Source organism: Sphingomonas sp., from assembly GCF_041661825.1.
Taxonomy (GTDB): Bacteria; Pseudomonadota; Alphaproteobacteria; order Sphingomonadales; family Sphingomonadaceae; genus Sphingomonas.
In genome coordinates, this window is record NZ_JBAZTU010000006.1 from 379,648 (window position 1) to 391,995 (window position 12,348).

The following is a 12,348-nucleotide window of genomic DNA, read 5'->3' on the forward strand; positions in this document are numbered from 1 at the left end:
GTGGAATGCTATAGGATTCTCCACGGCCCGCGACTCTCGCGAGAAGCCGGGAGGAGAGCCGCATGCCGAACGAGATTTCGCGCCGCACCCTGATCGAGCTCGGCCTGGCCGGTGCGTCGGTCGCCGTCGCAGGAGCCGCGATCGCCAAACCGGGTCCCTCTGCCGAACCGCAGGATCGGCCTGCACTGCCCGACAACGACAAGATCGGCTTCGCGGTCGTCGGTCTGGGCAAGCTCGCGCTCGGCCAGATCATCCCCGGTTTGAAGACGGCGAAGAGCGCCAAGCTTGTCGCCGTCGTCAGCGGCGATCCCGTCAAGGCGAAGCGCATCGCGGCGGAGAATGGCCTGCCCGCCGACGCGATCTATAATTACACCGATTACGACCGCATGGCGAAGGACCCGCGCATCCAGGTCGTCTACATCGTCCTGCCCAATGCGATGCACGCCGAATACACCATTCGCGCACTGAAAGCCGGAAAGCATGTGCTGTGCGAAAAGCCGATGGCGACCAGTGTGGCCGATGGCGAAGCGATGATCGCCGCCGCGAAAGCCGCCGATCGCAAGCTGATGATCGCCTATCGCTGCCACTACGAGCCGCTGAACCTGGTGGCGATGCGTCGGCTCCGTTCTGGCTCGCTCGGCAAGCCGCGCATCGTCACCACCGATATGGGCCGGCAATCCACCTTGTCCGACCCGTCCGACGCGTGGCGGCTCGACATGAAGATGTCGGGCGGCGGCGCGCTTGCCGATATGGGCGTCTATGGCATCAACGCCGCGCGTTACCTGCTCAATGAGGAACCCATCGAGGTGCGCGCCTGGGCGAAGACCGACCGCACCGATCCGCGCTTCAGGACCGTGGAGGACGTCGTCTCCTGGCAGTTCCGCTTCCCCTCGGGTACGATCGCCAACGGCACCACGTCCTTCTCCTGCGCCGGCACCATGGCGTACCAGGTATTCTGCGAGAATGGCCGGCTCGTCGCCGATCCGGGCTGCTTCTATGGCGGCAACAAGCTCAGCCTGATCGGCGTGCCCGCTGCCCAAGGTGCGCCGAAGATCACCGAGATCGACCAGTTCGAACGCGAGATGGACTGGATGGCGGATGTCGTGCGCGGCAAGGTGCCTTTGGTCACGCCCGGCGAGGAAGGCCTGCAGGATGTGCGGCTGATGACCGCGATCCTCGAATCGGTCGCGAAGGGCGGCGCGACGGTGAAGACCGGTTGGGCCTATAAGCGCGCCCATGATCCCGCAGCGGTGGTCGACCTGCCGCATCCGGCATGACCGGGCTTCTCGCCCTCGCTGTCGCCGCGCTGTTCGCCGGGGCGGCTTTCTATATCAATTTCGCCGAGCAGCCCGCCCGGCTGAAGCTCGACGACCGCGCGCTGCTGACGGAATGGCTGCCCGCCTACAAGCGCGGCACGCTGATGCAGGCACCGCTCGCGCTGATCGGCGCGGGGCTTGGCGCAGCCGCCTGGTGGACCGGGGGCCAATGGCCATTCCTGCTCGGCGCGCTGCTGATGCTGACCAACCTGCCCTGGACGCTGGTGATCATCCTGCCAGTCAACAACCGGCTCGCCGCGATCAAGGCCGAGGACGATCCGGCGCCGATTCGCCCGCTGATCAAGAGCTGGGGCCGGCTCCACGCCGCCCGCACCCTGTTCGGCCTGGCGGCGACGGCCTGCTATATCCGGGCGCTGGCTCCGGTCAGCTGATCCGCGCGACCAGCGCGGCGTCCTTCAGTCCGCGCCATACGCGGAGCGCCTGCACCGTCTCCGCCACGTCATGCACGCGGAGCAATTGCATGCCCGCCTCGATCCCCTTCAGCGCCAGCGCGATCGACCCGCCGAGCCGCTGGTCGGCCGGCGCCTCGTTGGAGAGCGCCCCGATCATCCGCTTGCGGCTGGCGCCGAGCATGATCGGGCAGCCCAGGCCGTGGAACAGTGCCAGCCCGTTGAGCAGCGCGAGATTGTCCTGGAGCGACTTGCCGAAACCGATGCCGGGATCGACGATGATCTTCGCCCGGTCCACTCCCGCCGCTGCCACGGCAGCGACGCGCGCCTCGAGCCAGTCAAACACTTCGGTCAGCACGTCGCGATAGCCCTCGCCGCCATGCGGGCCCTTTTTCGGATCGGGCGAATGCATCAGGATCACCGGACAGCCCGCCCGCGCGACCACATCCAGCGCACGGTCGTCCCAGAGCAACGCCGACACGTCGTTGACGATCGCCGCGCCCGCGGCCAGCGCCGCCTCCATCACGACTGCCTTGCGCGTATCGACCGAGATCAGCGCGCCGCTCTTCGCCAGCCGTTCGATGACGGGCACGACGCGCTTCACTTCATCGCCTTCCCATACCAAAGGTGCGCCGGGCCGGGTCGATTCGCCCCCGACATCGATCAGCGTTGCCCCCTTGACCGAGAGGTCGAACCCGGCCTCAGCCGCCGCGGCCGGATCGGTAAGCTTGCCGCCGTCGGAGAAGCTGTCGGGCGTCACGTTGAGGATCGCCGCGACGGACGGCTGGTCGAACCGCAGTACGCGGTCGCCGAGCGTCAGCGCCGGGCGGGGCGCGGTGATCGCCGCATGGAGCCTGGCCGCCCGCTCGTTCCCGCCGAGCGCGGTCTCGAACGCGGCGATCGGCACGGTGCGGCGCTTGCCGCCCTCGATCACTTCATAAGCGGAGAACCACGCCATCCCGCCCGCCAGCCGCGTGACCTCGCCGTCGCGGCCGACCGGTGTGTCGACGAACTGGACGGGGCGGAGGTGGAGCGTCACGCCCGGATCAGGGCTGGGTCGCCAGCAGATATTCCTGCCGCAACGCGTCGATCGGCTTGAGCCCCTCGGGCGTCTCATAATGCCAGAAGGTCCAGCCATTGCACGCCGGCGCATTCTGCAGGGTGGAGCCGAGCTTGTGAATCGACCCCGTGATATCCCCGCTCATCACCGAGCCATCGGCGCGCACCGTCACGCGGAAGCGGCGCTTGGAGTCAGTCAGCACGGCGCCCGCAGTGAGCATCCCATTCTCGACGATGGTCCCGAACGCCACGCGCGGCGCGGATTTGGGCGACTGCATCGTCACCAGCGAGGATTCGTCGAGCGGCAGCGCCGCCTCGATCCGCTCCAACGCGGCCGAACAATAATCTGCTTCGCGCTCGATGCCGATCCAGCGCCGGCCGAGCCGCTTCGCCACTGCACCGGTCGTGCCGGTGCCGAAGAACGGGTCGAGCACCACATCGCCCGGCTTGGTGCAGGCGAGCAGGATGCGATAGATCAAGGCTTCGGGCTTCTGTGTCGGATGCACCTTCACCCCGTCGCGCTTCAGCCGTTCCTGGCCGCCGCAGATCGGGAATTCCCAGTCGCTGCGCATCTGCAGCTCGTCGTTCAGCGTCTTCATGCTGCGATAGTTGAAGGTGTAGCGTGCCTTCTCGCCCATCGACGCCCAGATCAGCGTCTCGTGTGCGTTGGTGAAGCGCGTGCCCTTGAAATTGGGCATCGGGTTGGCCTTGCGCCACACGATGTCGTTGAGGATCCAATAGCCCAGGTCCTGGATCGCGCTGCCGACCTTGAAGATGTTGTGATAGCTGCCGATCACCCAGATCGCGCCATTGTCCTTCAGGATGCGCTTCGCCTCGGTCAGCCAGGCGCGGGTGAACTTGTCGTAGATGGCGAGCGAATCGAACTTGTCCCAGTCGTCGGTCACCGCGTCGACATGGCTGCCGTCGGGCCGGCTCAGGTCGCCCCCGAGCTGGAGGTTGTAGGGCGGGTCGGCAAAGATCAGGTCGACCGACTTGGCCGGCAGGGCGCGCATCGCCGTGATGCAATCCTGCATGATGATGCTGTCTAATGGGAGTTCGGCTCGCGGCAATTCGGCCTTCGGCAACGCGTCTGCCACCGGCACAACCGCGCGCGCCTTAACCTTCTCGATCACACCCATCTTTAGTCACCCCCTTGGAAGAGCGGCGCATCCCTGCGGATGTACGGACTCGGGTCAAGCAGAGTTTAGTTAACGAAATCGGTTGCCAAATCGTTAACAAACCGGAACATTTTAGGAAGCCATCCAGATGTTGAGTCGAGTTATCCACAGGGACTCAATCCATGGTGTGTGGCCCAAAAGACTCACAAAGGGGGATATGGGCTAAAAATCGAGCCAGGCCTGAGCGACCGGCGCGAAACTGCGCCGGTGCAGCGGCGTCGGACCATGGATTCGCAGCGCATCGAGGTGCGCGCGGCAGCCATAGCCCTTGTTCGAGTGCCATCCGTAATGCGGATGCGATTCGGCATGCGCGATCATGATCGTGTCGCGGGTGTGCTTGGCGATGATCGACGCCGCGGCGATCGACAGCGAGATCGCGTCGCCCGACACGATCGCGGTCGCCTGATGCGTCCAGCGCGGCAGGCGATTGCCGTCGACCAGCACATGCGCCGGCGCCTGGCCGAGCGCCTCGACCGCCAGGGTCATCGCCTTCATCGTCGCCCAATAGATGTTGAGCTGGTCGATCTCGTCGGCCTCGACGATGCCTACGCCCACTATGGCGCAATCGCGCAGCCGGTCGTGCAGCCGCAGGCGCTCGACAGCGCTGAGCTTCTTGGAATCGTCGATGCCCCGCGGGATGCCTTTGGCGGGCAGGATCACTGCCGCTGCCACCACCGGCCCGGCGAGCGGCCCGCGGCCCGCCTCGTCCACGCCGGCGACGGGCGCGAGGCAAAGCTTTTCGTGCTTGAGGGAAGGTCGGGTCACGGCAAGCGCCATGGCGGAAAACGTCGATTCTCGCCAGCCTGATAGAGGCAGAGCGCATTGCCCGCGGGATCGGTCAGCCGCGCCTCGCGCCAGCCCCAGCCTTCCAGGACGGGATCGGAAACGGCGATACCGGCCTCGCGCAGCCGCACCACCAGCGCGTCCAGATCGCCGCACTCGAGGAACACCACCGACTTGCCCGCGATCTCGTCCGCCGTCTCGATCGACAAGGTGGCGCCGCCCGCGCTTTCGAACCGGGCATAACGCGGCGCCGATTCGACGATCTGACGCAGGCCGAGCAGGCGGTAGAAGGTCGCGCTCGCCTCGTAATCGGCGAGCGGCAGGGTGACCTGGTTGAGCATCGCCCCGCCGAGATCGCCGTCGAGCCGCACTGCCTGGTGCCCTATCGGGCCATGCCCACCGCCAAAGCCCGGCGCCTCGCGGAGCGCGAGCCTGACGAACACCCGCGCCCGCGCGACCGAATCCGCCAGGGTCAGCCCGCGTCCGAGCCCGGTCGCAATGGCACTCGCCAGGGTGCAGCCCGTGCCGTGGCTGTGCCGCGTCTCGATCCGTGGATCGGCCCAGCGAATCTCGCCGCCATCGGGGAGCAGCAGCCGGTCGATCACCTCCGCGCCGTCACCGTGCCCGCCCTTCACCAGCAGCGCGCCGGTGCGATCGCGCACTGCCGCCTCGCCGCCCAGCGCGTCGAGCTCGGGCAGGTTGGGCGTGGTCACCGTGGCGACACGCATCAGCCGGGTGAAGGCGGCGATCGTGGCCTCGTCAGCCAGAGTCGCGCCGCTGGTCGCGACCATGACGGGATCGAAGACGATCGGCACGCCCGGCATTGCCTCCAGCCGATCCGCCACCGCACTGGCGGTTTCGGCCGACCCGATCATCCCGATTTTCACCGCGTCCACGCCGATGTCGGAGACGACCGAGTCGATCTGGGCGATCACCATATCGGTCGGCACCGGATGCACCGCCTGAACGCCCAACGTGTTCTGCGCGGTGATTGCTGTGATCGCAGTCATCGCGTGACCGCCAAGCATTGTCACGGTCTTGATGTCAGCCTGGATGCCTGCGCCGCCGCCGGAATCGGAGCCCGCGATGATGAGGATGCGGGGGGTCATGACCTGCCACCTTCCCTTCCCCTCTCCCAGCGGGAGAGGGGCAAGCTGCGCAGCAGCGCGGGGTGAGGGTGATTGAGACGCGAACCGATCGCCCTCACCCTTCCGCCGCTGCGCGGCTCCCTCCCTCTCCCGCGGGGAGAGGGAAAGACGCGGATCGGTCGCGTGACAGTCACGCCCGGCCCTTGAACTTCCGCTCGGTCGACGCGGGATAGCGCACCAATGCCTCGTCCACCCGGGCCGGCCGGTCCATCAGTTCGCCGCCGCAATTGGGGCAGCGATCGTCCATCGCCTCGGCGCAAGTCGCACAGAAAGTGCATTCGAACGAGCAGATGAACGCGCCTGCCTCATCGGCGGGCAGCTCCGTGCCGCAGCGTTCGCAATCGGGGCGCATCTCAAGCATCGTAACTCCGTTCCTTCTTCTCCCCTCCCACAAGTGGGAGGGAGTTACCCCGCCGCCACCCGCACCGCGTCGCAGATCCGGTCGACCACGCGTTCGACCTGTACCGGATCGTCGCCCTCGGCCATCACCCGGATCACCGGCTCGGTCCCGGAGGGGCGGATCACCAGCCGGCCCTTGCCGTCCAGCTCGGCCTCGGCCTCGGCGATCACGGCCTTCACTGCGTCCGCTTCGAGCGGCTTGCCGCCCTTGAAACGCACATTCTTGAGCAGCTGCGGCAGCGGCTCGAACCGGTGAAGCAATTTGCTCGCCGGCATGCCGCTCTCGACCAGTTCGGCCAGGATCTGCAGCGCCGCGACCAGCCCGTCGCCAGTCGTCGCATAGTCCGACAGGATGATGTGCCCCGACTGCTCGCCCCCGACATTAAAGCCCTGCGCGCGCATCGCCTCGAGCACATAACGATCGCCGACCTTGGTGCGGATCAGCTTGATGCCTTGCGTCGCAAGGTGCCGTTCGAGCCCCAGGTTCGACATCACCGTCGCAACCAGCCCGCCATTGGCCAGCCGTCCGCGCCGCGCCCAGCCGCTCGCGATCGTCGCCATCAACTGGTCGCCGTCGACGACATGGCCGAGCTCGTCGACCACGATCAGCCGGTCCGCATCGCCGTCGAGCGCGATGCCGATCGCCGCGCCGGAGGCGACCACCGTCTCGCACAGCACCTGCGGCGCGGTGGAGCCGACCCCGTCATTGATGTTCTTGCCGTTGGGCGTGGTGCCGATCGCGATCACGTCGGCGCCCAGTTCCCACAAGGCGGAGGGCGCGACCTGATAGGCAGCGCCATTGGCGCAATCGACGACGATCTTCAGGCCGTCGAGCCGGAGGTGTTCGGGGAAGGTCGATTTGGCGAAATGGATATAGCGCCCGCGGGCATCCTCGACGCGCCGCGCCCGGCCGATATCGGGCGAGGCCGCCAGCGGCACCTCGCCATCGATCAGCGCCTCGATCGCCATCTCGTCGGCATCGGACAGCTTGTAGCCGTCAGGCCCGAACAGCTTGATGCCGTTATCGGCATAGGGGTTGTGGCTGGCCGAGATCATCACGCCCAGATCGGCGCGCATCGACTGAGTCAGCATCGCGACCGCGGGGGTCGGCATCGGGCCGACCAGCACCACGTCCATGCCCACGCTGGTGAAGCCCGCGACCATCGCGTTTTCCAGCATATAGCCCGACAGGCGTGTGTCCTTGCCGATCACCACGCGGTGCTTGTGATCGCCGCGCACGAAATGCGCGCCCGCCGCCATGCCGACCTTCATCGCCATCGCCGCCGTCATCGGGGAGAGATTGGTTGCCCCGCGAATCCCATCGGTGCCGAAATATTTTCTTGCCATGTCAGCGCGTCCGTTCAGCTATGCACCAGAATTTACAGGCGGCGTGATAGCGCCGGAAAAGTCGAAGGGCGAGCATGTCGCAAGCAACCCGCATTCTCCTGGCCCTGGTTGTGGGTCTTGCCATCGGCATCGGCATCGCCGCCTGGGCGCCCTCCGCCGCCAATGCCGGCATCGTCATCGCCCAGCCGGTCGGCACCGCCTGGCTCAATGCGCTGCAGATGACGATCGTCCCCCTGGTCGTGTCCCTGCTCGTGACGGGCGTCGCCGCGACGGCCGAGGCGGCGCGTGCCGGCCGTGTCGCCAGCCGTGCGCTTGCCCTGTTCATCGGGCTGCTCTGGTCCTTCTCCGCGCTGGCGGCGATCCTGACGCCCTTGCTGCTCGGCTGGTTCCCGCTCCCCTCCGAAGCGGCAGCCGCACTTCGGACGGCGCTGGGCGAGACGCCGCCGGTCGGCGACATCCCGCCCTTTTCGGAGTTCATCGCCTCGATCGTGCCGAGCAACCCGGTCGCCGCCGCCGCCAACAACGCCTTCCTGCCGCTGATCCTCTTCACCCTGGTGTTCGCCTTCGCGCTCACCCGGCTGCCGGCCGAGCCGCGCCTGCTGCTCACCAAATTCTTCCAGGCAGTGGCCGACACGATGCTGATCGTGATCGGCTGGGTGCTGTGGCTCGCGCCGATCGGCGTGCTGGCCCTGTCCTATGTCGTCGGCGCGAAGGCCGGCACGGCGGCGTTCGGCGCGCTGCTCCATTATGTCCTGATCATCTCGGCGATCGGCATTATCGTCTGGATCGCCTCCTTCCCGATCGGCGCGATCGGCGGGCGGATCGGCCTGGCGCGCTTCGTCCGCGCGACCGCGCCGTCCCAGGCGGTCGCGATCAGCACCCAATCCTCGCTCGCCTCGCTGCCGGCGATGCTGCGCGGGGCGGAGGGGCTGGGCGTGCCGGTCGCCACCTCGGGCGTGGTCCTGCCGCTCGCCGTCGCGATCTTCCGCGTGACCGGCCCGCCGATGAACCTCGCGGTCGCCATCTATGTCGCCTACTGGTTCGGTGTGCCGATCGGCCCGGTCCAGCTCGCCGCCGGCGTGGCGGTCGCCGCGATCACCACCATGGGGGCGGTCAGCCTGCCGGGGCAGATCAGCTTCGTCACCTCGATCGCGCCGATCTGCATCGCGATGGGCGTGCCGGTCGCCCCGCTCGGCCTGCTGGTCGCGGTCGAGACGATCCCCGACATCTTCCGCACGCTCGGCAATGTGACGATGGACCTGGCGACGACGGTGACGGTGTCGGCACGGAGCGGCGAAGTCCCCGAGACGGAGGGTGATGCGCTGCTCCGGGCGTAGGGCGGGCGCCGGGCCAGCGCGCACCGACTCCAACAAAAGGTGCCGTTTTCCCCTATTCTTTCGCCGAAATTTTTTACCGCTGTCATGTTGGATTTTGTGCCCGAATTTCCGGAGCGCTTCCAATGGCTTGCAGACCGCTTTCCCTGTTATGCCGTAACAGGGGTATAACAGCGGAAAAACAGCGGGTCGTCGCCCCTGTTATCGCGGAAAACAGCGGCGCGAATTCCCCTACAATCTTCAGGCTGAGAAAGAGCGGGGCGATGCCAGGACTGCGCGGCGCCCGATCCAACGCTGGCATGGTCCGACGCGTAGTTGAATCGATCGGCTGACGATCGATCGGCGCTAGGCCCGGCTCAGCGCCGCCGACCACGCATAGCCGCGATACAGCGGCTGGAAGGTCCCGCTCAGCCCGTGCGCGGCAGCCACATCCTGTACGGCCGACCGCAGCTCCGCGCGCGGCGACACGTCGAATTTCGCCAGCCAGGCGAGCAGCAGCGCGCGGAATGCGCGGGGCAGGCGCTCCTGTTGGCCGAAATCCACGATGCCGAACCGGCCGCCGGGCGCGAGCTTGCCCGCCGCCTCGCGCATCGCGCCCTGCCAGTCGGGGATCATCGACAGCGTATAGCTCTGGAATACCCGATCGAACTGCGCCACGCCGAACAGCGCCTCAGCATCGAACGCGGTCGCATCGCCCTGCGCGAAGACGATCCTGTCGGCCAGCCCAGCCTTCTCCACGTTCTTGCGCGCCGTCTCCAGCATCGCCTCCGAGATATCGATCCCGTAGAAGCGCGCGTTCGGCCACGCCCTGGCGGCGACGATCAGGTTGCGCCCGGTGCCGCAGCCGATCTCGATCACGCTGCCCCCCGGCGGCGGGGCGAGCTCGCGGATCAGCCGGTCGCGGCCGAGCAGATAATATTTGCGGGTCAGGTCGTAGAAATGGCGCTGCGTCCGGTAGATCGCATCCATGTGACCCGCATGGCCGGCGTCCATGCTCAGGCTGCGTCGCCCAGCACGTACAGGTGCACGCCGCCATAGATCGAGGAGCGGTCGCGCTTGGTGTAATCGAGCGACTCCTCGGCCCGGTAATCCCAGCGGCCCAGCACGGCATCGGGCACGCGGCCCGGCAGGATCGTCGGGTTGCCCGCGGTGCGGAACAGCACGCGCGCGCCGGGCTTCGCCGTACGGGTGATCTCGGTCCACAAATCGGTCAGCTGCTCGTCGGTCATCCAGTCCTGCGCGTCGAGCAGGATGTACCGGTCGAGCGAGTCGTCCTCGCGGCTGCGCAGATAATCGGTGAAGTTGATGTGGCGCACTTCGATCCGGTCGACGCGCTCGACGATCTCTTCATAATGCTCGCGCTGCAGATAAGGCGGCAGCGGCGCCGCCGGGCCCTCGCCATAACCGCGGTTGAACGCCTGCCAGGCGAAATAATTGTCCTTCAGGTCGAAATCGCAGGCGAGCTTTTCGAGCCGCTCGCGCAGCACCGTCGCCATCTTCTCGTCGCCGGCCAGCGCCTCGTACTGCGCGGGCGGGATACCCAGGCCGAACAGCGAGGCGGGCTGGTCGGTCAGCCAGCGGATGAAGCCCTTGTCGAACATCGGCGCGAATTCGCGGTCGAAGATCTCGCGCTGCTCCTCGATCGAATTGGCCTTGAGCAGCACCTTCGGGTTGAGGCCGTTGAGCCGCGCCAGGATATGCGCGACGCTGATGAAATTGCCGAGCAGCCCGCGCTTGTACACGCCGTGCGCGAAGCCGCCGATTCGGCGCCGGCCGATCATGTCGCGCCCTTCCCAATAGCGCCGCGTCGTCTCGTCGAGCTGCGGGCGCACATAGGTGCGGTAAGCAAGGATGTTGGCGCGGCTGTTGGCATTGCCGAAGAAGCGGTGGAACGCCTCGTATCCGGGCAGGCGCCGCGCGGCGACGAGCTTCAGCTTGTTGAGCGCGATATGCGCGGTGTTGAGATCGACCGCCGTGATCGCGCGCGGATTGGCGGTCAGATAGGACAGGACGTTGCAGCCGCCCGAGGCGATGGTGACGACATGGCTGTCGGGCGTGATCGCCAGCGCTTCCATATCGACCGCCGGGTCTTCCCAGATCTGCGCATAGACGAGACCGCGAAACGCGAAGGTGAAGGCGCGCTCGAGCAGGCCCTGCTTCGACAGATGATCATGCCGATGCACGGCGGCGCGCACGGCATTGTTCTTGGAAGCGTTGGGCGATCGATCGGCGACGGCCATGGAAACTCTCCTCCCGGACCTGTGACACGCTGGGCCCACGCCCCGCTAGGACAATCCGATGACGCTTCCATGACGGCCCCGCGACTAAAATGGAAGGGCGCCGGGAGAAGGACGCGGGCGAAATGGCCGCTTTGAGTGGTCGAGTGCCAATAGCTGCCATTGGCCGAACAGTGGAGCCGTCGGGTGTTTACGACCAGTTTCCGGTCGGTCCGGGCGTCAGTCCGCCAGCGGGTCTTCGTCGATTTCCAGCAGGCAAGTTTCTGCACTATTCCCGCTGGATCGTACCGGCGCCGCGCCGCGCCTCAATGATCCACAACTCAAGCGCGACGACAAACGCGGCGGCCGATATCAGCACGGCATAAGGTCCCCAGCCCCCCAAGATCCGACCCGAGATCAGAAAGGCGGCAGGCAGGAAGAGGCGGCCCACGAACGGGATCATCATGAACCCCATCAGCCATTGGGGCGAGGTGAGCAGGAGAACCAGTCCACCGATCGCCAACGCTGTGCCACGCGCTGGCCCGCGATAATGGCCAGCATCGTCCTCAGGCAGACGGCTTAACGCGATTAAACTTGCCAGTAGCAGAACCAATGTCGGGAGAGGGCTGTGAAGGCTGACGATGCCAAGCGCGAAGCTTGCGCCCCAGAAATTCCCGAGCGCGAACAGGAACGGAGAGGCCGCCGTGAAGATCAACAGTACGAACAGGAATGCCGAGGGATGGACGCCTACCGTGCGCAAGCGGCGCCATGTCAGAATGGCGAGATAGAGCCCGACGCCAATTACTACAGGATAACGCAGGTAAATACCGAGGACCACCGCCAAAGCCCCGCACGCCCCGCCAACCCCGGCGCATCCACTGCCAACGACCAACAGACGCAGCAGAAAGGGAAACGCAGCGATGAAAAGCATCAACGCTATCATCGCGATCAGCCAATGCGTCGTGAATGTGCGAGCTGTCATCGGACGATGGGCCTCGTTCAGGAGAAGGAATGCTCCATTCGCAAAATGCGGTTAAATATTAGGTCTGAGATGCCCGAAGCGACTGTCTGCCAAACACTAAAGCAGACGCCGGAAATTGCAGCCGAACAAACGGCCCTTTTCAGGGCCTAGCTCGGTCACCCGCAAAGGCAAGCTTT

Annotated in this window: 12 protein-coding genes; 3 read left to right on the forward strand and 9 right to left on the reverse strand. The window is 66.4% G+C overall.

Features of this window, described 5'->3' with window-relative positions:
* The first annotated feature begins 62 nt into the window (after positions 1 to 62).
* Positions 63 to 1,277: a Gfo/Idh/MocA family protein gene (locus WC729_RS26890; RefSeq protein ID WP_372857689.1), complete on the forward strand. Its 1,215-nt coding sequence runs from the start codon at positions 63 to 65 to the stop codon at positions 1,275 to 1,277.
* The gene (locus WC729_RS26895; protein ID WP_372857690.1) at positions 1,274 to 1,708 is read left to right on the forward strand and encodes a DUF1772 domain-containing protein; all 435 of its coding nucleotides are present in this window, start codon (positions 1,274 to 1,276) and stop codon (positions 1,706 to 1,708) included. The genes WC729_RS26890 and WC729_RS26895 overlap by 4 nt, the downstream gene beginning before the upstream one ends.
* Here WC729_RS26895 and folP read toward each other — a convergent pair.
* The 6 genes from folP to glmM form a co-directional block, all read right to left on the reverse strand.
* Positions 1,701 to 2,765, reverse strand: coding sequence for a dihydropteroate synthase (folP, locus tag WC729_RS26900; RefSeq protein WP_372857692.1), 1,065 nt, complete (start codon positions 2,763 to 2,765; stop codon positions 1,701 to 1,703). The genes WC729_RS26895 and folP overlap by 8 nt on opposite strands.
* A 7-nt stretch (positions 2,766 to 2,772) precedes the next feature.
* Positions 2,773 to 3,924, reverse strand: a complete 1,152-nt coding sequence (locus WC729_RS26905) for a site-specific DNA-methyltransferase (RefSeq protein ID WP_372857694.1) — start codon at positions 3,922 to 3,924, stop codon at positions 2,773 to 2,775.
* 201 nt (positions 3,925 to 4,125) lie between these two features.
* The gene (locus tag WC729_RS26910; protein ID WP_372857696.1) at positions 4,126 to 4,740 is read right to left on the reverse strand and encodes a ribonuclease HII; all 615 of its coding nucleotides are present in this window, start codon (positions 4,738 to 4,740) and stop codon (positions 4,126 to 4,128) included.
* Complete coding sequence (thiD, locus tag WC729_RS26915) at positions 4,725 to 5,855, reverse strand: bifunctional hydroxymethylpyrimidine kinase/phosphomethylpyrimidine kinase (RefSeq protein ID WP_372857697.1); 1,131 nt, start codon at positions 5,853 to 5,855, stop codon at positions 4,725 to 4,727. Before thiD ends, WC729_RS26910 begins: the two co-directional genes overlap by 16 nt.
* Before the next feature lie 169 nt (positions 5,856 to 6,024).
* Entirely contained in the window at positions 6,025 to 6,255 is a 231-nt protein-coding gene (locus WC729_RS26920) for a DUF1272 domain-containing protein (RefSeq protein WP_372857699.1), read from the reverse strand.
* Positions 6,256 to 6,299: 44 nt separating this feature from the next.
* Positions 6,300 to 7,640: a phosphoglucosamine mutase gene (gene glmM, locus WC729_RS26925; RefSeq protein WP_372857700.1), complete on the reverse strand. Its 1,341-nt coding sequence runs from the start codon at positions 7,638 to 7,640 to the stop codon at positions 6,300 to 6,302.
* Positions 7,641 to 7,714: 74 nt separating this feature from the next.
* On the opposite strand from glmM, the gene WC729_RS26930 reads away from it, so the two are divergent.
* Entirely contained in the window at positions 7,715 to 8,977 is a 1,263-nt protein-coding gene (locus tag WC729_RS26930; protein ID WP_372857701.1) for a dicarboxylate/amino acid:cation symporter, read from the forward strand.
* Between the two features lie 342 nt (positions 8,978 to 9,319).
* Here WC729_RS26930 and WC729_RS26935 read toward each other — a convergent pair whose 3' ends face one another.
* The 3 genes from WC729_RS26935 to WC729_RS26945 form a co-directional block, all read right to left on the reverse strand.
* The gene (locus WC729_RS26935) at positions 9,320 to 9,967 is read right to left on the reverse strand and encodes a class I SAM-dependent methyltransferase (RefSeq protein ID WP_372857702.1); all 648 of its coding nucleotides are present in this window, start codon (positions 9,965 to 9,967) and stop codon (positions 9,320 to 9,322) included.
* Between the two features lie 2 nt (positions 9,968 to 9,969).
* On the reverse strand, positions 9,970 to 11,214 hold the full coding sequence (locus tag WC729_RS26940) for a DUF3419 family protein (protein WP_372857703.1): 1,245 nt from the start codon (positions 11,212 to 11,214) through the stop codon (positions 9,970 to 9,972).
* Between the two features lie 265 nt (positions 11,215 to 11,479).
* Positions 11,480 to 12,121 carry a hypothetical protein gene (locus tag WC729_RS26945; RefSeq protein ID WP_372857704.1) on the reverse strand — a complete coding sequence of 214 codons (642 nt, stop codon included), beginning with the start codon at positions 12,119 to 12,121 and terminating at the stop codon, positions 11,480 to 11,482.
* Positions 12,122 to 12,348: the final 227 nt, after the last annotated feature.